General features: G+C 46.2%; 23 protein-coding genes and 1 riboswitch. Of the genes, 14 read left to right on the top strand and 9 right to left on the bottom strand.

Translation table 11 applies throughout. From position 1 onward, the window contains the following. Nucleotides 1-126: 126 nt before the first annotated feature. Nucleotides 127-1,872: an adenine deaminase gene (gene ade / locus BVI01S_RS05020; RefSeq protein ID WP_061809498.1), complete on the bottom strand. Its 1,746-nt coding sequence runs from the start codon at nucleotides 1,870-1,872 to the stop codon at nucleotides 127-129. Nucleotides 1,873-1,950: 78 nt separating this feature from the next. After that, nucleotides 1,951-2,052: riboswitch (purine riboswitch) on the bottom strand. Nucleotides 2,053-2,152: 100 nt separating this feature from the next. Between ade and BVI01S_RS05015 the strand changes: the two genes are divergently transcribed. The 8 genes from BVI01S_RS05015 to BVI01S_RS04980 all read left to right on the top strand — a co-directional run bounded on the left by BVI01S_RS05015 (nucleotide 2,153) and on the right by BVI01S_RS04980 (nucleotide 10,482). Continuing rightward, nucleotides 2,153-2,623, top strand: a complete 471-nt coding sequence (locus BVI01S_RS05015) for a DinB family protein (protein ID WP_061809497.1) — start codon at nucleotides 2,153-2,155, stop codon at nucleotides 2,621-2,623. A gap of 137 nt (nucleotides 2,624-2,760) precedes the next feature. Continuing rightward, nucleotides 2,761-3,552: a DUF4397 domain-containing protein gene (locus BVI01S_RS05010; protein ID WP_061809496.1), complete on the top strand. Its 792-nt coding sequence runs from the start codon at nucleotides 2,761-2,763 to the stop codon at nucleotides 3,550-3,552. Continuing rightward, on the top strand, nucleotides 3,552-4,166 hold the full coding sequence (locus BVI01S_RS05005) for a class F sortase (protein WP_061809495.1): 615 nt from the start codon (nucleotides 3,552-3,554) through the stop codon (nucleotides 4,164-4,166). The genes BVI01S_RS05010 and BVI01S_RS05005 overlap by 1 nt, the downstream gene beginning before the upstream one ends. A 130-nt stretch (nucleotides 4,167-4,296) precedes the next feature. Then, nucleotides 4,297-5,685 carry a bifunctional metallophosphatase/5'-nucleotidase gene (locus BVI01S_RS05000; protein WP_061809494.1) on the top strand — a complete coding sequence of 463 codons (1,389 nt, stop codon included), beginning with the start codon at nucleotides 4,297-4,299 and terminating at the stop codon, nucleotides 5,683-5,685. Nucleotides 5,686-5,820: 135 nt separating this feature from the next. Next, complete coding sequence (locus BVI01S_RS04995; protein WP_034762491.1) at nucleotides 5,821-6,783, top strand: alpha/beta hydrolase; 963 nt, start codon at nucleotides 5,821-5,823, stop codon at nucleotides 6,781-6,783. A 14-nt stretch (nucleotides 6,784-6,797) separates the two neighbouring features. Next, on the top strand, nucleotides 6,798-7,892 hold the full coding sequence (locus BVI01S_RS04990) for a threonine aldolase family protein (RefSeq protein ID WP_034762494.1): 1,095 nt from the start codon (nucleotides 6,798-6,800) through the stop codon (nucleotides 7,890-7,892). A 215-nt stretch (nucleotides 7,893-8,107) separates the two neighbouring features. Then, nucleotides 8,108-9,505 carry an FAD-binding oxidoreductase gene (locus BVI01S_RS04985; protein WP_034762497.1) on the top strand — a complete coding sequence of 466 codons (1,398 nt, stop codon included), beginning with the start codon at nucleotides 8,108-8,110 and terminating at the stop codon, nucleotides 9,503-9,505. Further along, the gene (locus tag BVI01S_RS04980) at nucleotides 9,502-10,482 is read left to right on the top strand and encodes a bile acid:sodium symporter family protein (RefSeq protein WP_034762500.1); all 981 of its coding nucleotides are present in this window, start codon (nucleotides 9,502-9,504) and stop codon (nucleotides 10,480-10,482) included. The genes BVI01S_RS04985 and BVI01S_RS04980 overlap by 4 nt, the downstream gene beginning before the upstream one ends. Before the next feature lie 181 nt (nucleotides 10,483-10,663). Here the strand turns inward: BVI01S_RS04980 and BVI01S_RS04975 are convergent, their stop codons facing one another. From BVI01S_RS04975 to BVI01S_RS04960, 4 genes are all read right to left on the bottom strand, one after another. Then, nucleotides 10,664-11,692, bottom strand: coding sequence for a FecCD family ABC transporter permease (locus BVI01S_RS04975; protein ID WP_061809493.1), 1,029 nt, complete (start codon nucleotides 11,690-11,692; stop codon nucleotides 10,664-10,666). Next, on the bottom strand, nucleotides 11,689-12,696 hold the full coding sequence (locus BVI01S_RS04970; protein ID WP_034762504.1) for a FecCD family ABC transporter permease: 1,008 nt from the start codon (nucleotides 12,694-12,696) through the stop codon (nucleotides 11,689-11,691). The genes BVI01S_RS04975 and BVI01S_RS04970 overlap by 4 nt, the downstream gene beginning before the upstream one ends. 69 nt (nucleotides 12,697-12,765) lie before the next feature. After that, on the bottom strand, nucleotides 12,766-13,692 hold the full coding sequence (locus BVI01S_RS04965) for an iron-hydroxamate ABC transporter substrate-binding protein (protein WP_034762507.1): 927 nt from the start codon (nucleotides 13,690-13,692) through the stop codon (nucleotides 12,766-12,768). Continuing rightward, nucleotides 13,643-14,488, bottom strand: coding sequence for an ABC transporter ATP-binding protein (locus BVI01S_RS04960; protein ID WP_061809492.1), 846 nt, complete (start codon nucleotides 14,486-14,488; stop codon nucleotides 13,643-13,645). The genes BVI01S_RS04965 and BVI01S_RS04960 overlap by 50 nt, the downstream gene beginning before the upstream one ends. 177 nt (nucleotides 14,489-14,665) lie before the next feature. Here BVI01S_RS04960 and BVI01S_RS04955 point away from each other — a divergent pair, with 177 nt between their 5' ends. After that, nucleotides 14,666-15,712 (top strand): NAD(P)/FAD-dependent oxidoreductase, encoded by a 1,047-nt coding sequence (locus tag BVI01S_RS04955; protein ID WP_034762510.1) that lies wholly within the window; start codon nucleotides 14,666-14,668, stop codon nucleotides 15,710-15,712. A gap of 122 nt (nucleotides 15,713-15,834) precedes the next feature. On the opposite strand, the gene BVI01S_RS04950 is transcribed toward BVI01S_RS04955, so the two are convergent. Continuing rightward, nucleotides 15,835-16,563: a TerC family protein gene (locus BVI01S_RS04950; RefSeq protein ID WP_034762512.1), complete on the bottom strand. Its 729-nt coding sequence runs from the start codon at nucleotides 16,561-16,563 to the stop codon at nucleotides 15,835-15,837. A gap of 226 nt (nucleotides 16,564-16,789) precedes the next feature. Then, entirely contained in the window at nucleotides 16,790-17,092 is a 303-nt protein-coding gene (locus tag BVI01S_RS22120) for a hypothetical protein (protein WP_231480008.1), read from the bottom strand. Between the two features lie 148 nt (nucleotides 17,093-17,240). Between BVI01S_RS22120 and BVI01S_RS04940 the strand changes: the two genes are divergently transcribed. Continuing rightward, nucleotides 17,241-17,648, top strand: coding sequence for a potassium channel family protein (locus BVI01S_RS04940; protein WP_061809491.1), 408 nt, complete (start codon nucleotides 17,241-17,243; stop codon nucleotides 17,646-17,648). Between the two features lie 67 nt (nucleotides 17,649-17,715). Here the strand turns inward: BVI01S_RS04940 and BVI01S_RS04935 are convergent, their stop codons facing one another. Next, nucleotides 17,716-18,153 carry a hypothetical protein gene (locus BVI01S_RS04935; protein ID WP_174523015.1) on the bottom strand — a complete coding sequence of 146 codons (438 nt, stop codon included), beginning with the start codon at nucleotides 18,151-18,153 and terminating at the stop codon, nucleotides 17,716-17,718. A 19-nt stretch (nucleotides 18,154-18,172) separates the two neighbouring features. Next, complete coding sequence (locus tag BVI01S_RS04930) at nucleotides 18,173-18,511, bottom strand: ASCH domain-containing protein (protein ID WP_034762520.1); 339 nt, start codon at nucleotides 18,509-18,511, stop codon at nucleotides 18,173-18,175. Nucleotides 18,512-18,697: 186 nt separating this feature from the next. On the opposite strand from BVI01S_RS04930, the gene BVI01S_RS04925 reads away from it, so the two are divergent. The 4 genes from BVI01S_RS04925 (at nucleotide 18,698) to BVI01S_RS22715 (ending at nucleotide 21,135) form a co-directional block, all read left to right on the top strand. Then, nucleotides 18,698-19,636 carry a DMT family transporter gene (locus BVI01S_RS04925; RefSeq protein WP_061809490.1) on the top strand — a complete coding sequence of 313 codons (939 nt, stop codon included), beginning with the start codon at nucleotides 18,698-18,700 and terminating at the stop codon, nucleotides 19,634-19,636. 77 nt (nucleotides 19,637-19,713) lie between these two features. Next, nucleotides 19,714-20,232 carry a ferritin gene (locus tag BVI01S_RS04920; protein WP_034762863.1) on the top strand — a complete coding sequence of 173 codons (519 nt, stop codon included), beginning with the start codon at nucleotides 19,714-19,716 and terminating at the stop codon, nucleotides 20,230-20,232. A gap of 126 nt (nucleotides 20,233-20,358) precedes the next feature. Continuing rightward, entirely contained in the window at nucleotides 20,359-20,895 is a 537-nt protein-coding gene (locus tag BVI01S_RS04915) for a DUF3189 family protein (protein WP_061809489.1), read from the top strand. A gap of 96 nt (nucleotides 20,896-20,991) precedes the next feature. Next, nucleotides 20,992-21,135, top strand: a complete 144-nt coding sequence (locus BVI01S_RS22715) for a hypothetical protein (protein ID WP_167562096.1) — start codon at nucleotides 20,992-20,994, stop codon at nucleotides 21,133-21,135. Nucleotides 21,136-21,191 lie beyond the last annotated feature (56 nt).

The following is a 21,191-nucleotide window of genomic DNA, read 5'->3' as shown; positions in this document are numbered from 1 at the left end:
TGCATGGCACCTTTTAGGGTTGGTAGTGGATTTTAGCTGCTGAAATTAGGGTGAAAATCAGCAGCTGAAAACTGCGGGAAATTCAACAGTCAAACAAAAAACAACCAAACCATCCAACTCCACGTATCATCTCTCTACACTCACCTCGATATGCCGGCAATCCCCGACATCGAACAACCCTAAATCCGTCAGCTTCAATTCCGGGATCACGGGCAGAGTGAGGAAAGAGAGGGTTAAGAACGGATTAAAGTCCCCGGAGAATCCCATTTCATCGAAGGCATCCTTCAACTGATGAAGTCCCCTTGCAACGTCTTCATAGTCCCCTTCAAACATTAAACCTGATATGGCTAAAGGAAGGGAGGCAATGGTCCGTCCATCCTTCACCATGACAAGGCCGCCGTTCATTTCTTCCAGTGCCTTCACAGCCATCAGGATATCCCCGTCATTGGTGCCCGTTGCCACAATGTTATGGGAATCATGGGCTATGGTGGTGGCGATGGCTCCATCCTTCAGTCCGAAGCCTTTGACGATGCCCAATCCAATGTTGCCTGTTTGGGTATGTCTTTCCACGACGACGATTTTGAGGTGATCATGTATGGGGGAGGCTTTGAAGCTCCCGTTTTCTACTTGTACCGTTTCGATTTTTTTATTGGTTCGAAGCTGATTGGGATTAATTTCAATGATATTGGCTTTTTTAGCAGCTCCGATTTTGATTTTCAGATCTTCTTCAGTGATATCAGGAATATGAACTGTTGACGTCAGGGATGGGTCAGGAACCGTTTTGACAATTGTATTTCCAATGTACTTCCCATCTTTAGCAACTGCTTTTCCAGCTTTGAACACATCAGATATGGTCACTGTTTCAAGGTTTTCAAGCATGACGAAATCCGCTTCGTAGCCAGGTGCAACGGCTCCTTTTTGATGTAGGCCGTAACATTCGGCGGCATGCAGGGATGCCATGGCAATCGCCAATAGTGGATCGAGGCCTTCCCCGATGGCTAACCGGATATTATGATTGATACTGCCTTCTTCGATTAAGTCATCCAGATGTTTATCATCTGTACAAAAGAGGCATCGGCGTGCATTTCTATCATTGACGACACCGATGAGGGACAAGAGGTCCTTTGCGACACTCCCTTCCCGAATCAAAAGGTACATCCCTCTCCGCAAGCGTTCCTTTGCTTCTTGAACGGAGGTACACTCATGATCGGTCCGGATGCCTGCTGATTTATATACATTGATGGCATTCGTATCAAGACCGGCCAGATGGCCGTCCATATTGTGTGTGAATGAAGCGGTGGCGGTCATTTTGTCCACAATCGAGTCTTCCCGTTTTTGCAGAGATGGGTAATCCATCACTTCTGCCAGTCCGAGGACACGTTCATGCTGGTAAAAAGGGGTCAATTCATGTGCTGTCAAAGTGGCCCCTGAATGTTCAAAAGGTGTGGCAGGGACACAGGATGGAAGCATGGTGAAGACGTCTAATGGAATGTGTTCAGAATCGTCCAGCATGAACCGGATGCCGTCTTCACCGGATACATTGGCTATTTCATGTGGATCAGTGATGACGGTTGTGACGCCGTGTGGGAGAACGACTTTAGCGAACTCAGAAGGGGTGACCATGGAGGATTCGATATGGACATGTGCATCGATAAAGGAGGGGCTCATATATTTCCCCTTAGCATCAATCACTTGTTTTCCTTCGAATTTCCCGATGCCGACAAACATCCCGTCAGTTATCGCGACATCCCCGTCCGTGATTTCCAGGTTGAAGACATCGATGATTTTCGCGTTTTTTATGACCACGTCAGCAGGGATATCCTTATTGGCCGCTGCAATCCGTTTCTTTAGTGATTCTTTTTGTGTACTCATGTGATCCTCTCCTTATCGAATAGAAAAACCCCGGGCTCCATCCGGGGTTTGACTTAAAGAGAGAGAAGAGCAGGGACTGCTGTCGCTGCTCTCTCTCGTAGTCAAACCATTTACGGTAGTTTGGTAGAAACTTTTGGACCATATTTCCAATATTATACGAGTATGCGAATATATTTATTTATGCAAAATGATTATTTCACATTGTATATGCACCGAATGGAATGTGTCAATGGGTATCTCCTTGTATAATGAGAGGTAAAAGGTCATAAGGAGAATGAATATGAATGTATATTGTCGAAGCACCCTGCATCAAATCGAAGTAGCCGTAGAGTCGATCATTGACATCATGGCCGGCCTTAAAGAGGAAGACCTCAACATGAGACCGACTCCTTCCAAGCATTCCGTAGGGGAGCTGCTTTCGCATATTTCTCTCATCTGCATGGCGGATGACCTCATCGCCGGGGAAGCCAGCCGAGAAGAAATGGACTCTTTTTACAGGAGTAAATCTATCCATACCCTCGATGACATGAGAGTGGAACTACGGCAGAATTTTCACTATCTGAAACAGCAGGTGGCGGCTTGGACTGAAGATATGCTGGTAGAAGAGACCACGGCCTATTGGGGAGTGACATATACAAGATTCGAATGGCTGGTGGAGGTCGCAGCTCATCTTTATCACCATCGTGGACAGCTTCATAGTATGCTTGTTCACTGCTATGATAAGGATCCCGGGGTCCCCTTGTTTGAATGAGGAGGCACTTATTTGTGAATCGAAGAGAGTGAATGTGCTGAGTAGTGCAGTTCAAAGTTGAAATCTTTTTCATATGATTATACATTTAGTGTACAAGTAAACTACAAAACTTGTACAAAATAAAAGGAGTGGATGAAATGAAAAAGATTTTTACGATTTTTGTAACAGCAATGCTTTTCCTATCACTGGCAGGAGGTGCGTTTGCAGCAGAAAATGACGCGATGGTTCGTATCGTACATGCTTCTCCGGATGCCCCGGCTGTCGATGTATATGTTGACGGAAATGCCGTGGTGGAAGGTGCGGAATTTAAAGCAGCGACGGATTATATGAATCTTCCTGCCGGAGACCATAAAGTAGAAATTTATGCTGCAGGGACCATGGGAAGCGAAGATCCGGTCATTTCTCAAGACCTGACGGTTGAAGCAGGTATGGCTTACACTGTAGCAGCGGCCAATACATTGGAAAACCTGGAACTAGTCGTGGCACAAGATTCTATGGATGTAACGGAAGGGATGACGAAGGTACGCGTAGGACATCTTTCACCGGATGCATCGACTGTTGATGTAGGTCCTGTAGGTGGAGATGCACTTTTCAGCGGGGCAGAATTCAAAGCAATCACAGATTACAAGGAAGTAGATCCGGGAACATATGATTTAGAAATCAGAACACCTGAAGGAGATCAAGTGTTGGATCTGTCCGGTACGATGCTTGAAGAAAACACGGTATACAGCGTATTTGCCATTAACACGGCCGATCAATTAGAAGTGCTTGTATTGAAGGATTATACGATGATGCCTGGAAGCATGCCAGAAACAGGGATGGGCGGAGCAGCGACTGAACAATCTTCCAATCTTCCAATTGTCCTTGCGTCAGTGGTATTAGGTGGAGCGGCTCTACTATTTGTCACACGCAGACAACTGCAAAAATAATGAAAAAACGATTACTGACAATTCCCCTTATGGCTCTTCTGGCGGCATGTGCTGCCGAAGAGCCTCAAACCGTTCCGGATACCGGTGTTCAATCATCCACCGTTGAACAACCTGTTCAAGCCAAAACGCCTGAAGCAGTAGAAGAAGAGAACAAGATCAAACCAACCTTCCTGTCGATCCCTAAGCTAGGACTTGAGGCGCCGATCAAGGAGTTTGGGCTTGATAAGAACGGGAATATGGAGCTTCCAAAGAACGGAAAGGATGTAGCGTGGTTTGAACCGGGCTTTCAACCGGGCGAAAAAGGAAATGCCGTTCTTGCAGGACATGTAGATGATGAGAAAAAGCCGGCTGTTTTCTTTGAGCTGAAGACGCTTGAGCCCGGTGATAAGATCCATCTGCAGGGGGAATCTGGAGAAATTCTTACATTCGTGGTGAGGGAAAAGATCGCCTATGATAAAGATGATGCACCGCTTCGGAAGATTTTTGGACCGAGTGAGAAAAGGATGCTGAATCTGATCACATGCACAGGTTATTTCGATCATGACATTCATAACTACGTTGAACGACTTGTTGTCTATACAGAGCTGGTAGATGATCAAACTGAAGAATCTTAAGTGTAGAGCTTACCTCCCATCGCATGGAAGATAAGCTCTCTTTTTTTTCCATAAAAAGCCTTTACACAATCATAAATTCCTATACTATTAAATAGAGAGAGTTTTCTGACAAACATTGGTGGGGGTAAAAATGAAACTGAAAATATTACATACAAATGATGTACACAGCCACTTTGAGGCATTCGCGAGAGCCGCGACACTGATCAAAGAATATAAAGATGAAAATACGATTGTGCTGGACGGGGGAGATTTTGCCGATTTCAAAAGCATCGAGCTTCAGGGAACAAAGGGGATGGCTGCAATTGAACTGCTTAGAAGTGTCGGCTATGATGCATTGACCATCGGGAACAATGAGATGTTCAACGGCTTCGATACCCTTGAACATATGGCTGGTAGTAGTCCGATCCCTTTTATCAGCAACAATCTGTACAGAAAAGACAAAGCACCCATCAGCGGAGTGAAGTCAAGCGTCATTCTGGAGAAAAACGGCCTGCGAATTTTTATAACGGGTGCATCCCCTGACCTGCAAGGGTTCAATGAGGGTCTCGGGGTATACATTACGGATTATAAAAAAGCCATCAAGGAGGAACTCGTTCGTCACCGTGGAACATATGACGTCTGTATTCTCCTGAATCATGTGGGTACAGAAATTGACGAGGAACTTGCGAATGAGCTGGATGAAGTGGATATGATTCTTTCAGCTCATGATCATCAGCTTTATGCGCGGGCAAAGAGTGTGAATGGTACTGTGTTGAACAGTGCGGGCTGCTATGGGGAATATGTGGGTCTGATCGAAGTGGATGTAACAAAGGAGGGGGTTGAACTGATACGCGGTGAAACGATCTCGACAAAGTCCTTTCCGGTTGATCAAGAGGTAATCGATATCCTGAAAGACAATAAAGAAAAAGCGATCGAGGTGTTAAGCAGGCCGCTTTACACACTCGACCGGCCCCTTTGGCATGATGTGATGGAAGAGAATCCGATGACGAATTTGATTGCCGACGGTCTGCAGGACATGCTGAAATGCGATTTCGGATTAATCAATAGTGGTATTGTGAACGCCGGGGCATTTCAAAATATCAGTCATAAGAAACTCATCGAGATTTGTCCATCCCCATTGAATCCGACCTCCTTCGAAATCCAGGGAAAGCATATCCGGAAGGCGATCGAGGATTCCATGGATGCCCAGGTCTGCTTGGCTGATGGAAGAGGTCCGGGGTTCAGGGGGAAATTCGTCGGCAGACTTCATGTGTCCGGTGCAGAAATTATTCAAGAAGGACGGCGAATCTCTGAAATCCTCATCGGCGGTACGCCCTTGGAGGATGAGAAATGGTATTCCGTTGCCTCTTCTGATTATTTACAGCGGGGGTCCGGTTATGAATCCCTCGGTCACGGCCGAAATGAAAAATACTTGCCTGAAGAAATTCGTGATGTGATCAGGATATACGCTGAACGAGCAGGGTTCATTGAAAAAGCGCAGATGAACAGGTGGCGTGAAGGCAGTAATGTCATGGCTTAGGCTTCAACAGAGACGCTCAGTGAACCTGGGCGTTTTTTTTTAGGGAAGAAACATGTAAGCAGGTCTTTTTTCTGTGAAACTTAGGCAGCCTTCAAGTAAAATAGAGATAACTACTTGTATGAAGGAGAACGTGCCATGAAAAAGAAAATTCTGTGGATTGTCAGCAGTTTGGTGTTGTTTCTACTCATTGGTCTGACTGTTGCCGGCAACTACTTTTACGATGTAGCCATCAACCGCAGCAATGAAGCAGTGGAGCTTTACGGCGGGACGGAAGAAGCGGTCGAGGCAGTCAGTGCATTGGAGGAAGAACAGGAGAGGTTGGAAGAATTAAGAAACTGGACAAGTAAGCGGGATTTTCAAACGGTTGAGGTTGAATCGGAGGATGGGCTGACCCTTAGAGCCCAATACCTCGAGAACGAGTCGCCAAATGGGAAAACGGTGATACTTGCTCATGGATATAAGGGGAACAGTGAGCAAATGCCGGAGATCACCAGATTCTATTATGAAGAGGGATACAATATCCTGAAGCCTGATGCACGGGGGCATGGAAAGAGTGAAGGGGACTATATCGGATACGGCTGGGACGACCGGCTGGATGTGAAAAGGTGGATTGATTTGCTGATCAATGAAAAAGGGCAGGACACCATCTTTCTCCATGGTTTTTCAATGGGAGCTGCGACCGTGTTGATGACGAGTGGTGAAGACCTTCCTGATGAGGTAAAGGGAATCATTGCAGACAGTGGATATACTTCAGTGGACGAGGAGCTTGCCCATCAGTTGAAATATCTTTATCGGTTACCTGCGTTTCCAATTATGGACATCACGGGTGTGGTGACAAAAGTGAGAGCAGGATATTCATTCAAGGAAGCATCGGCATTGGAACAGGTGAAGAAGAACCATTTGCCCCTCTTCATCATTCACGGCGATCAGGATGAACTGGTCCCGACGGAGATGGCCAATCGCTTGTATAAGGCTGCGAAGGGTCTGAAAGAATTATGGATCGTACCGGGGGCAGGACATACAGAAGGGTTCACGGTACAAGAAGAAGAATACAAGAAACGGATCAAGGGATTCATTGCCGAGGCGATGAAATCATAGAAGGGGGAATCTTGATGGGGGAAAAAACGTTATTTGAAGCGTATAAAAATGCGTACCATCCTTTACAGGGTCATGGGAAAAGGGATCTTCAGGTCCTGAAGGAGGCTCTTGAGGGTTTCGATGGTGATTTGGACAGCGATATATATGGATCAGGAAAAATCATAGAAGACTTTCAACAAAAGATGGCAGAGAGCCTGGGGAAAGAACAGGCCGTGTTCTTTCCAAGCGGGACGATGGCCCAGCAGATCGCCCTCCGCATATGGTGTGATCAAAAAGGGGTGCAGAGAGTGGCGTACCATCCATTATGCCACCTGGAAATACATGAAGAGGATGGGTTGAAGAAATTACACGGGATCGAGCCTATTTTATTGGCGGATAAGGACTCGGTGATTACTCTTGAAGATGTTGTTGGTTTGAAAGAAGAGATTGCATGCTTATTATTGGAGCTTCCTCAACGGGAAATAGGAGGACAGCTGCCTGAGTATGAAACCCTTGTAGCCATTTCTCAATATTGCCGGAATAAAGGGATCAAGCTTCATTTGGATGGGGCACGACTCTATGAAGTGCTCCCTTATTACGGGAAGAGTGCTGCAGAAATCTGTGAGTTATTTGATAGTGTTTATATTTCTTTCTATAAGGGATTCGGAGGAATTGCAGGTGCGATCCTTGCAGGCGACGAGGAATTCACTGACGAATCCAAGGTGTGGAAAAGGCGCCATGGCGGTGATCTGATCAGTCTTTATCCATACATCATCAGCGCCGACTACTATTTCGATCAACGTGTCGATAAGATGGATCAATATTATGAAGGAGCGAAAGAACTGGCTGCTTATTTGAATGATTGTGAGGGGATCAGGACCCTGCCTCAAACGCCTGTTTCGAATATGTTTCACGTCTTCTTCCACTACCCTCAAAAGCAGATCGAAGCCATTCTGATCGAAGTGTATGAAGAAACGGGGATCGGCTTAACCGGCTACGTAAAAGAAGTAAACGAAAATGAATGTGTATTTGAAGCAAGCATCGGGGACCAATACAAAACCGTACCAAAAGAAAACCTGGAAAAAATGTTCACCCTCCTAAATGAAAAACTAAAAAAAGAACAAAAATGACAAAAAAAGTGGTATCGGAACTCTTCCGATACCACTTTTTTTGGAGAGACGGACCTTGTCGAAATCCCGGTATGATACGGATTCCTCTGTAAAAAGACCGCTTTTGGAGGTCCGTCCCTCATATGGTTTCTCAAAAGAATCCCAATTGACTATTGAAATATTCTGATTATTGGGTATAATTCGATACATTATACTTTTTGAAGGAGAGAGAGCTTATGAGTGTGAAGGATAGTCGTTTGTTGGATGAATTAAGGGAGGTTGTTGGTGAAGGCCATGTGACAATGAATGAAACGGTTTTGGATCAGCACGGGAAAGATGAGTCCTATCACTCTCCAAGCCCGCCGGATGTGGTGGTATTTCCCCGGAGCAGTAAAGAGGTGAGGGCTGTCGTGAAAGTGGCATCCGTTCATCAAATCCCCATCATCCCTTTTGGACTCGGTACCAGTCTTGAAGGGCATGTCATCCCGTATGACAAAGGGATCACGATCGATTTTTCCGAGATGAATAAGATCCTTGAGGTAAGGGAAAAGGATTTCCTTGTAAAGGTTCAACCCGGTGTGACGCGCACACAACTGAATAAAGAATTAAAGAAATATGGCCTCTTCTTCTCAGTGGATCCAGGTGCAGATGCGACCCTTGGCGGTATGGCTGCGACGAATGCGAGTGGGACGACGTCGGTTAAATACGGTGTCATGCGTGATCAGGTACGTGATCTCGAAGTGGTACTCCCCGATGGAGACGTGATCCACACCGGGAATATGGCACAGAAATCCTCCTCGGGTTATCACTTGAATAGCTTATTCGTAGGGTCGGAAGGGACGCTGGGATGCATCACGGAATTGACCCTCCGTGTATACGGCATCCCAGAGCACATCGTGGCAGCACGTGCTTCTTTCAAAGATGTGGATGATGCGGTGGAAGCCGTTGTTTCAATCCTGCAGGCGGGAATCCCGATTGCCAGGTGTGAGCTTGTAGATGAGCCGTCCATGATTCAAGTGAACCGGTTCAGTGATACGGACTATAAGGAAAAACCGACTCTGTTCCTTGAGTTTCATGGAAATGAAGCGGGGCTGAATCAAGACGTTGAATTCACAAAAGAAATCGTGGCCGATCATCAGTGTGAAGACATTGTCTTTGAAGAGGATACGGCAGCAAGGAACAGACTGTGGGAAGCGAGGCATAATCTCGCCTATGCTTATGTGCATGGTCACCCGGGAAGGAAACTCATGGTGACGGATGTTTGCGTACCTATTTCTGAATTATCGGGAGCTGTTCAGCATGCACGGAAAAAGCTTGAAGAATTAGAGCTCATCGGAGGGATTCTCGGGCATGTGGGAGATGGGAATTATCATACATCACTCATGATTGACTTGAATGATCCGGAAGAGGTGAAGAGAGCCGGCATCTATAACGAACTGATCGTAGAATACGCCCTTGAACGGAATGGCACATGCACAGGTGAACACGGAGTGGGTGTAGGGAAGATGAAATATCAAGAGCGGGAGCACGGGGGAGCCCTGAAGGTCATGCAGAAAATCAAACAGGCACTTGATCCCTGTGGAATCTTCAACCCTCATAAGCTGGTACATAAACAGAAGGAGGAATTCAAATGAAACTACTTGAAACCATCAGTAATCTGGCAGGGAAGTACTTTGCAGTATGGGTCATCTTGGTAGCGGCTGTCGCTTATTTTATTCCCGCTCCCTTTCTATCTTTAGGAGCATATATTACGATTCTATTGGGTGTCGTGATGTTTGGAATGGGGCTCACTCTGAAGCCCGTTGATTTTCAACTCGTACTAAAAAAACCTCTTCCTGTCATCACAGGGGTCCTGGCACAATTCCTCATCATGCCACTGGGTGCATTTTTAATTGCTTACATACTTGGTCTGCCGGCTGAACTGGCTGCCGGTTTGGTATTATTGGGGTCTGTTCCCGGCGGGACGGCATCCAACGTCATGGTCTATCTTGCGAAAGGGAATCTGGCGTTATCCGTCGCCATGACTTCACTGTCGACTCTTTTGGCGCCGATTGCCACTCCACTGATCCTTCTCGGTCTCGCTGGTCAGTGGCTCCCCGTCGATCCCGTCGCCATGTTTCTTTCAATCGTGCAGGTGATCATCCTGCCGATCACTTTTGGGTTAGTGATACGAAAGCTATTCCCAGGTACCGTGGAAAAAAGCCTGAACGTCATCCCGCTTATTTCAGTTCTCGCGATCATCATCATCGTTTCAGCCGTCGTCTCTGCAAATGTTGAAAATATCGCTTCTTCCGGCGCAATCATTTTCACGGCTGTGATTCTTCATAATCTATTTGGACTTGGCTTGGGATACGGAACCGGTGTCCTGATGAAGCTTGATGAAGGAACGAGACGCGCTATCTCCATTGAAGTGGGGATGCAGAACTCCGGACTCGGGGTGGCCCTTGCCACTGCCCACTTTGGTCCCCTCGCTGCCCTGCCGAGTGTCATTGCCGCTGTATGGCATAATATTTCAGGACCGATCCTTGCAACGGTTTGGAGTAAGAAGCCCGTGGAGGTCGAGGTGGAGGAGGAATATAGTAACAGAGCTGTTACTCCAACAGCGAGGTAGGGAATTCCGAAAGCTTACCCTAAGCCTCAACAAAAAATGGACATCCGGAAACTCGACAGAATGATTGCCATCCATATCCTATAAAGAAAAAGGCCGATCCCCACATGAAAGTGGGGGATCGGCCTTTTTCTGGAGGGACGGACCTGCCTTTTTCAAGCACAAAGCCCGTCATAATCACATTTTAACTTGAAAAGAGAGGTCCGTCCCTCCTTAGTAACAGGTACATAAAGTAGGGAGCGCCGATGAGGGCGATCATGATGCCGGCTGGGATTCCGTCGGGTTGGAGGATGTTCCGGCCGATGGTATCGGCGAGGAGCAGGAGCCAACCTCCGAGTAATATGGCGATGGGGATGAACAGTTGATTGCGCGGCCCGACCATCGCTTTTGCCATATGAGGGGCCATCAGACCGATAAAGGCGATCCCTCCTGTAACGGAAACGGCAGAGGCTGCCAGGGCGACTGCCACGATCAGCATCAGGAACCGCGCACGGTTGATCGAGACGCCAACCCCCACAGAAACGGGTTCACTTAATCCCAGCAGGTTAAGCATATGGGATTTATAAAGTGCAAATGGAATGAGGACCACAAGCCAAGGGAGAATCGCCCATATGAACGGCCAGTCGGCACCCCATATATTCCCCGCCAGCCATTTGGCAATGAAATCCACCTTTGCCCGTTCAGCACTCGAAATCAGAATGACCATGAGCCCCGACAAGGCCATTGAGAATCCAACTCCCACTAGGATAAGCCGGACAGGCTGTATCCCGTTTCTCTTACTATATGAAAATAAGTAAATCAAGCAGGCTGTAAGGAGTGCCCCGCAGAAAGCCACAACCGGAAGGAGATAAGCAAATGACCCCGCATCGATTGGGAAAAATAAAAAGAAGGTGGCAATGGCAACACCTGCACCTGAATTGATTCCGATGATACCGGGATCGGCCAGGTCATTCCGGGTCATCCCCTGCAGGATGGAACCGGATAAGGCAAGGGCCATCCCAGCGAGAATCGTGATGATGATCCTCGGTAAACGTATGGAGAAAAGGATGAATTCTTCTTTGAATGACCCATCACCCAACAGAGTGGGGAGGAGTCTGCCATACGAAACAGAAGAATAGCCCAGTCCGATGCTGATAAAAGCTGTTGTAACAATAAGCATGAATAATGCAATTAGAAGCCGTCGTTGTTTTCTAATCAAATCCGGATGTATCATGAGAATCCTTTCCCTCCTTTATGTACGATGAACAGGAAGAACGGAAGTCCCATCATCGCGACGATCGCTGCCACGGGTGTCTCGTATGGAGCATTGATCGTGCGTCCAAGTGTGTCTGCCATTAGCATGAAAGAAGCTCCAAACAGGGAGGAGATCGGAATGATGAAACGGTAATCCGTCCCGACAACCGCCCGGACCATATGAGGAATCATCAATCCGATGAACACCATATTCCCGACAAGTGCAACGGCGGCACCTGCAAGCAGGACAATCACGATGAACAGGATACTTTTCACAACTGCCGTGCGCTGTCCCAAGCCTACCGCCACTTCTTCATTCAAGCTCAAGATCGTCAACTGTCTGGATAAAAGTAAGGAGACCACTATACCAATCATGATGAACGGTACGATCACTTGCAGCTGAGACCAGGTAGTACCGATCATTCCACCTGCCGTCCACATGGAGACATCTTTCGATAGCTTGAAATACAAGCCGACCCCTTCAGCAATGGCAAATAAAAAGGAAGAGACTGCAGCTCCGGCCAGTACAACCCTAAAGGGGGAGAAACCGCCCCTTTTCATGGAGCTGATCCCGAATACCATAATGGCCCCTGCGGCAGAACCTATGAAGCAGGCAATCATGATTCCGACATAACTGATGGAGGGGAGGAATGCGAGGGCGACTGCCAATGAAGCATTCGCTCCGGCTGTCAAGCCGAGTAAACCGGGATCGGCCAGGGGATTCCGTGTCATGCCCTGCATGATGGCACCTGATACGGCCAGGGCTGCCCCGACCACAATGGCGGCAACTTCCCGGGGGAAGCGGATCTCTTGAAGGATGTTTATTTTATCCCCTTCAGCCGAAAAAGTCAGGGCTTGAAAGACATCCCTCACCGTTGTTTCAGCAGCTCCGAATGTAACAGATACCAAGAAGGCAGCTGCAAAAAGAAAGGCTGCACCGATCAATTTAAATATAAATGGGATTCGTTGATTTTGAGTGAGCATCATCCATCATCTTTTCTTTTTAAAGTATGGAAAAGGGGGATTCTCATCATAAGAATCCCCCTTTAAGAATTAATTACCTAGAAATTTGTCTTTGAAGAAGTCCAACTGGTAATCCAGAGTAAGAGGATCATTAAAGTAAAATTCCATCATATTCACTTCAAATACCTGGTTGTTCTTCACGGCAGGAATGTTTTTGTATGTTTCGGTTTCCATAAAGGAGTTATCCGCTTTAGGATCTTTACTTATAACCAGGTAGTCTCCGGCAAACTCAGGCATCACCTCAGTCGAAAGGGCAAAATATCCAGGTTCCAAGGCCTGTTCTTTTACTTTTTCAGGCATCTTCAAATCCATTTCCTGATAAAGGATTTCTGTACCGCGTCCCCAGTTGTTGCCGTATACGTATAATTGCTTATTGAAACTTTCAATGACAGACACAGTCGCGTCTTCCCCGATTTTTGCTTTGATATCATCTCCGGCAGCTTGAGCACGCTTCTTGAAATCATCGACCCATTTCTGGGCTTCTTCTTCCTTGTTTAATAGTTTCCCAATTTCAATGTGCTGTGTTAAATAGTCCACTTTTCCATATGTGTATGTAACCGTAGGGGCGATTTCTTTTAATTTATCCACATTCTTGATATTGGATAAACCGATGATCAGATCCGGATTCAGTTCGATGATCTTTTCGAGACTTTCATCGGTTACTTCTTCCACGCCTTCGAGTTCTTTATCCCAGCGTGGATTCAATTTGGACCAGGAGTCGACACCGACCAGGTTCACATCAAGTGCCATCACGTTACCGGCAAATGAGGATAGGACGACGACACGCTGTGGGTCAGCTGGTACTTCTACGGGACCATTTTCTGATTGATAGGTGATGGTATCGGATTTAGGATCCTTTTCTTTTGATTCTGTCCCTTCTTCATCCGTTGAACCATTGCTGCAGGCACTAACCAATAACACTAATATCAGAGTAAACGGAATGAGCCATTTTTTCATGTTGATTTTCTCCTTTGAGTAAATTGTATGTGATACACATTGGCTTATTTGTTCGGGGATCTCTTCCAATTTCGGCATCAATGTGGAATACCTTTTTCAATACATCGTGGGTGATGACTTCTTCGCAACTTCCGGATTTGACGATTTCGCCTTCTTTTAACGCTACGATATAATCGGCAAACCGGGCTGCCTGGTTCAAATCATGCAGGACCATTACGATGGTGCGTTCCTGTTCCAGGTTGAGCTTTTGTAACAGTTCAAGTACTTCGAGCTGGTGGGCCATGTCTAAATATGTAGTAGGTTCATCAAGGAAAATGATGTCCGTTTCCTGTGCCAGCGCCATGGCAATCCACACACGTTGTCGCTGGCCGCCTGATAAGGCATCGACTTCCCTATACTTGAATTCAAGAGTCCCAGTCACGTCAAGGGCCCAGTTGATTACGTCATAATCCTTTTTCGTCAGCCGTCCCATTCCCTTTTGGTGGGGGAAACGTCCGTACGACACCAATTCACCAACCGTCAAACCACTTGCACTTTCAGGTGTTTGAGGGAGGATGGCCATCTTTTTTGCCAATTCTTTTGTATTTCCTTTTGAAATATTTTCTCCATCCAACAGGACATTGCCGGAGTGGTGGGGAATGATGCGGGTAATCGCTTTCAACAGGGTGGACTTTCCACAACCGTTGGATCCGATGATGGTGGTGATCTTTTTATCCGGGATGTCGACGCTGAGATTTTTCACAATCAGGCGTTCTCCGTAACCAATGTTTAATTCGTCTGTACAGAGGCGTACCATGTTATGACCTCCATTTATAAAATTGATAATGATTCTCATTATCGAACAATTTCAATATTATAATCCTTTTTTCCCAATGTCAATAAAAAATTTGGTTGTCAAGTGAATGAAAAAGAGATAGGATGTAATTGAGAATGATAATCAATTAAAGTTTGGTTACTCAAGGAGTGAACGGAAATGGAGAATGAATTATTTGATGTTACGGTCATCGGGGGAGGTCCAGCAGGCCTTTACTCAGCCTTTTACAGCGGTCTCAGGGAAATGAAAACAAAGATTATTGAATTTCAACCACGCTTAGGCGGAAAGATACATGTATATCCCGAGAAGATGATCTGGGATGTGGGGGGGATGACTCCTGTAGCGGGGGCAAAACTGATTGAGCAGCTTGTTCAACAAGGGCTTACATTCGATCCGACTGTCGTTCTAAATGAAAAGGTTGAATGTATTACCCGTAGCGAAGAGGGAATCTTTATTCTTGAAGGTTCTTCAGGTGAAAAGCATTATTCAAAAACGGTTATCGTCGCAGTGGGAAGCGGGATCATCAATCCTCAAAAGCTTGACATCGAAGGGGCAGAACGTTTTGAAATAACCAATTTAAACTATACGGTTAAATCACTGAAACGATTCAGAGGAAAGACCGTCATCATCTCGGGTGGAGGGAACTCAGCAATCGACTGGGCCAATGAACTCGAGCCGGTGGCTGAGAAGGTATACATTGCCTATCGAAAGGACGCCCTCAAAGGACATGAAGCACAATGCGCACAGCTCATGAACAGCTCGGCTACTTGCTTACTAAATACGTCCATTTCTAAATTGATTGCAGGTGACGACCATGATTCGATTGAAAGGGTAGAATTGACGAATCACCAGACAAATGAAGTTTCCTACCTGTCGATCGATGAAGTGATCATCAATCATGGATATGAAATCGATACATCTTTACTTAAGAATAGTTCACTCGATATCGACATGATCGATGAGTATTATATAGCAGGCACGGTAACGAGCGAATCCTCCATAGAAGGACTTTATGCAGCAGGCGATATCCTGAAACATGAAGGGAAAGTGAACCTGATTGCCGGGGCTTTCCAGGATGCAGCAAACGCGGTCAATAAAGCCAAACAATTCATTCAGCCAGGCGCCAATGAATTCGCCATGGTCTCTTCCCATAACGAAGTCTTCAAGAAAAGGAATAAAGAACTGGTTAAGCAGATGATGGAATAGAGGGACGGACCTTCTTTAAGTAGGGGGAATTCCTTATTTATCAAGGTTTCATTCAGGGCCTGAAAGTGAGGTCCGTCCCTCACAAAGAAAGATGCTTACCTAGGTAAGCATCTTGGGATATGTTATGCGTTGTATTGTTCGACGTTTTTTCTTTGGCTGTTTGATTGGGTTCGCTTGTTGGCAAGGTAGCCTAAGAGCAGGACCAGGATCATTAAGCCGATTGTAATGATGGTGGTGATGGTTCCGTGATGAAGGTTGATCAGATCCAGGAACTTCTCATCCGACACTATCATTTCACCTGCTGTGTAGGCAAGGATCCCTGCACCAAGGTAAGCGATCCAGCGGAATCTTTCAAGGATTTTCACAATGGCTTTCGATCCGAATATCATGATCGGAATCGAGATGAAGACGCCGAGGGCGATCATACCGATATGTCCATGTGCGGCACCTGCAACAGCAACGACATTATCAAGACTCATGGCGGCGTCTGCGACAATGATGGTCATGATGGCCTGTCTAAGTCCGGTGTGTGATTTGATATTGGCTTCCTCTTCATCTTCAACGAGGACCTGGTAGGCAATCCATAGTAACAGGACTCCTCCTATGAGATGCACATAAGGAATCTTAAGTAAATAAACGATGATGGCAGCAAAGAAAATACGCAGGATGACGGCGCCCGCCGTTCCCCAGAAAATGGCCTTGTTCTGAAGGTCCTTCGGTAATCTCCTTGTTGCCATGGCAATGACGATGGCATTATCTCCAGATAAAATGATATCGATGGCTATGATTTTTAAAAGGGCAATGATTGCTCCAGTGGATATGGCTAGTCCAAGTGGAAATAACAAATCCATATTGCTTCCTCCTTGTGTATACGAATCTATGAATAATTTGCTAACTAATCTATTATACCACATTTTTTCAATAGAAAAACGTCCAGCTGTCGCGTGAGCCGTTAACTCTATTCCATGGGAGGAATTTCAAGGTTAATAGAGAATACATGCTCATCTTTTATGCGATCAAAAAATCCAACCACCAGAAAATCCCCGACTCCATTCAGGATCGGGGATTTTGGTCTGATTATGATTGGGGATAAGGCGGTGGATAAGGATAAGGGTAAGGATACGGATATGGATAAGCAGGAACCGGCACCGGGTAAGGACCGGGTGACGCGGCGGCCCCAACAGCTAAACCTGTCACAGTCCCGGCTGCAAATCCGGGGTAGCCCCAACCGTGATATCCCCAGTTTCCCCCGTGATTCCAATTGCCTCCCTGATTCCAGCTCGTTCCGTGTCCCCAAGTCGCATGCCCGTGCCCGTTTCCCCAACTTGCATGCCCACCACCGCCGTGAACGGGTCTGTACGTATTATATGGCAGATTCAATGTCATTCTCACCTTTCTTAAAAAGAGGATTGGTACATCATATGTGGATTTTGGGGATGAGGAATAAGAATTTGAAGTCTTAAGTTTTAAACAGACCGAACGTGGTAAATGAATCATACTACATTGACAAGAGGAGGATTCACACGTTTTGGCAACCATCGTTACAGTAGGAGCCATTCTATTTATTTTGGCCAACTTAATTTATTTCTTTAAAGATAAGCACTTTAAGTATAGTTATTTCAGCACAGCGTTTTTTTTGAAGCTGTTCTTTGTGCTTCTCAGTATCATGATCGCGTTTGCGGTCCTCTACTATGCCCTATCGTTTGACCATCCGATGCTCAGGATAAGCTCGCCGAGTGGGAAGCCTGTGGAGCACACATTCCTTAACTATCTCTATTATAGCGGGGTGACCATTTTGTCGGTCGGTTACGGAGATTATATCCCGACAGGTCATCTCAGATTCTTTGCGCTGCTTGAAGCAGCGATCGGCCTGTTACTTCCGACGGCCTACTTTATGAAAGTATTGGATTCGAGGAATAATAAGGGGGATGAGTAGGAATTGGAACAAAAAAAGCGTGTACGGGGTACAATCGTCCCCGACTGTACCTGGTACACGCAAAGAATTACACCCACATCCCCGGTTTCACCACCATAAACCATAGCATGGCCAGGAGGAGAATGAGATAAATCCAAACGGTCCGATGTAACTTTCCAACAAGCTTTCCCCTGTCCGCATCTTCCTCTCCGAATTTCCTTAAAGTCGGCGAAAATGCCCGTGCCAGAAAGAAGAGAGAACAGAACATGATGACGAGGGTCATGACGATCCACGGCGTCGTCCATGTCCATGGTCCCAGAAGTACGAGGAGGATCCCCGTTCCGACAAGGACGTGCCCTGAATGCTTGGAAAGCTGCACGGTGTACCGGAATGTATCCAGGTACGAAGGCAGGTTGGACGGGGACGCGGTCCGTAACTTGTTCATCGTCAAGAGAAGTAAGAAGAATGGCCCGATGGAAGCCACGACACTTATGACATGAAGATAGATCAATGTTCTATATAGCAGTTGCTCCATGTGAAGTGCTCTATTCTGTCACTAAGCTAAATTCGTGGACCCATACTTTCATGCCGGGGTGCCACGGCATTCCTGGATGATAAGAGAGGATAGCGTTTTTATAATCCTCCACTGATTGAAACCCTTCTTGCTTGGCGTGATCGTCTGTCAGTTCACCGAGTGACTGTGAATAGACGCTGTTCACTATGTATTTCGTTCCTTGAAGCTCCATGATTTCCCCGACATCCGCGTATCTTCCATTACGGCGGGTCGCCGTTTTCGTTCCTTGAAGCACTTTTTCAACGTCTTCCGCTTTCGTGACTAAACGCTCGATGGTACATGTTTTTGGTGGCAGTTCTTGATTTGTCATGTTAAAAAACCCCTTTCGACCTATACTATAGCATAGTCTTGGGTCGGGGAGAAAAAAAGCTGTTGTCTATTTCAGGGCTGAAATGTCCCTTTTGTTTCCAAAAAAGGATTTCTATCTCTAGTCGGAATGGCTTTCGGGTGCTATGATTGGATGAAATATCCGATATAGAAAGAAGGCTCCGACGTATTGAAAAAATGGCAAACGTATATCATCCTTGTGTTCATCATGCTCATATGGGGCTTTAATGTGCCGGCGTTAAAAACGCTTGTAAGCGAATTTACACCTGTTACGATCACTTCGCTTCGCATTTTCACAGCAGGTGTTACAGTATTTATCCTCCTTGGCCTGATGGGAAAGATCAGGAAGCCGACAGGAAAGGAATTTCTGTTCATCATTACCGGTGGTCTGTTAAATGTGGTCAGTCATCATTATTTCTTATCCGTCGGGTTAACGGGAACGTCCTCTACAAATGGGGGACTGATCCTTGGAACGGGGCCATTGTTAACGGCTCTAATGGCGACGATCATCCTCAGGAACCGGCCGACCGTGATTAAGGTCATCGGGTTTCTTTCAGGCAGTGTCGGTGTGACGATCATTGTATTATCGGGAGGGGAAGGACTCGGTGGACTGAAGATGGGGGATTTGTTCATTTTCATCTCCATTTTTTCTCAAGCCTTGAGCTTCATCATCATAAGCCGTGCCGCCAAGACGTTAGATCCCCGGTTGTTGACGGGGTATATGCTTGTGTTCGGTTCCGCCATTCTGTTTGTCATCAGCCTGATCACCGAGCCGGGAGGACTGAAACAGTTAGGCAATGCACCGGTCGCAATATGGGTATTGTTTTTTGCCTCAGCCATATTGGCCACAGCAGTCGGACATATGATCTACAATCATTCGATTGGTAAAATAGGGGCTGCTGAAACATCGATTTTCCTGAATCTCAATACCTTTTTCTCACTTCTGGGAGCGGCGATTTTTCTTGGTGAAACTGTGACGGTCTATCATCTGTTCGGACTGGTGTTCATCGTTCTTGGAGTCGTGTGTGGTTCCGGGACCCTCGAAGAATTTGGGGTCAGAAGAAAACAAAAGCGGTACCTCGAGGGGAAACAACATCACCATATGTAGGTTTAATGAATCCATCATAATTATTACTTTCCTTCAATAAAATGAAGAGCCAATATATTTTAAGGAGGAAGGGTATGCTGAACGAACAAATTCAAAAGCTCTTAAATAATTTGATTGGAATCGAGCACGTATCCACTACTCTCTATCTTGCCATGTCCGCCTATATGGCGAATCAGAATTATACAGGGATGGCCAGTTGGCTGAGACTACAGTCGGAAGAAGAGCGAACACATATGTTGAAGCTTATCGACTATGTGACAGACAGGGGAGGGCTAGTCGAACTTCAGCAGCTCCCTGCGCAGCCAAAAGAGTATGGCACCCCTCTTCAAACGTTTCAAAAAGTGCTGGAGCATGAGCGATTCGTTACCAACTCCTATCAACAAGTGTACAATTATGCCGCCCAGAATGATCAACAGACTGCTGTCATCATTCAGGAGTTTCTGAGAGAACAGATTGATGAAGAAGCTCAGGCGCTGACGATTGTGGATCGGTTGAAACTTGCCGGAGATAATCCCGCCGCTCTACTCGTACTGGATCAGGAACTTGGTCAGCGTACAGCAACACCTGCAGCCGGTCCTGCTCCTGCGGGTGGTTGATTCAGGCAGTGAATTCCTGCTTTCCCATTTTTGGGAGCAGGTTTTTTTATTGAATCAAGATGAAAAGGGATACTCTCCACCCCGACCGTTCATACTGAAGAAAACGAATCTCTTAAAGGTGATCAGATGATTTATATTTACAACGATTTCGGTGGGACTCATACCACGTCCATGGCGGCAGCGTATCATTTACAGATATTGAAACCGGGGAAGTTAACGAAACAAGAGATCCTTTCTGTTCCATATTTTAACCAACTTACAAAAAAAGACACAGGGCATATTCTATATCACGGAACGGACGAAGAAGGGTGTCCCGTCTATACGATCGGACGAAGGAATTCCAAGTATGTGGTCCCTGCCTTAACCGATCTGAGTGACATTTTGCTGAATCGATACGGACAAAAGGAGAAGATCATCATTTCCAATACTTCACCGACCGTCCCTCCAATGATGACAGCGGGAGGTTTTTTTTCAAGGGAATTGAAGATCGATTGGATCGGCGTGCCCCTCCTTGTGAAGGGGGCGAAGCAGTGCCATGGTCTCATTCAGCATCTCGTGGAGGAAACAAAGCGTATCGCAACAACATCCCATGATCAGGTCGTAGTATTAGAAAATAAAAAATATCAATATAAAATGGGAAAAAAGGATATCTTCTGGAAGTAAAGCATATTATAATAAGTAAATACTACTGGGTAAAAGGTCTGTTCTGTATGGACCTGTACATAATGGTCATACTACAGTAAAACGGAGGTGTCGACATTGGAAGGTAAACCATTTCACTTTGATGGCAGTCACCATTTTGCAGCAGGGGATACACAAGAAAACACTCCATTTGAACTAACAGACGAAATGAGAAAACATATCGGGGGGAACCCGTTTGAAGTATCAGGAGAAGAAGAGTAAGCTTCGAATGCTGTCCTAAAGGGCAGCATTCTTTTGTGCGTGTGGCAGCACGCTCC

Origin of the sequence: Rossellomorea vietnamensis NBRC 101237 (assembly GCF_001591825.1) — a bacterium.
Lineage (GTDB): Bacteria > Bacillota > Bacilli > Bacillales > Bacillaceae_B > Rossellomorea > Rossellomorea vietnamensis.
The sequence above is the reverse complement of the archived record's forward strand: the minus strand, read 5'-3'. Positions and strand labels throughout refer to the sequence as shown.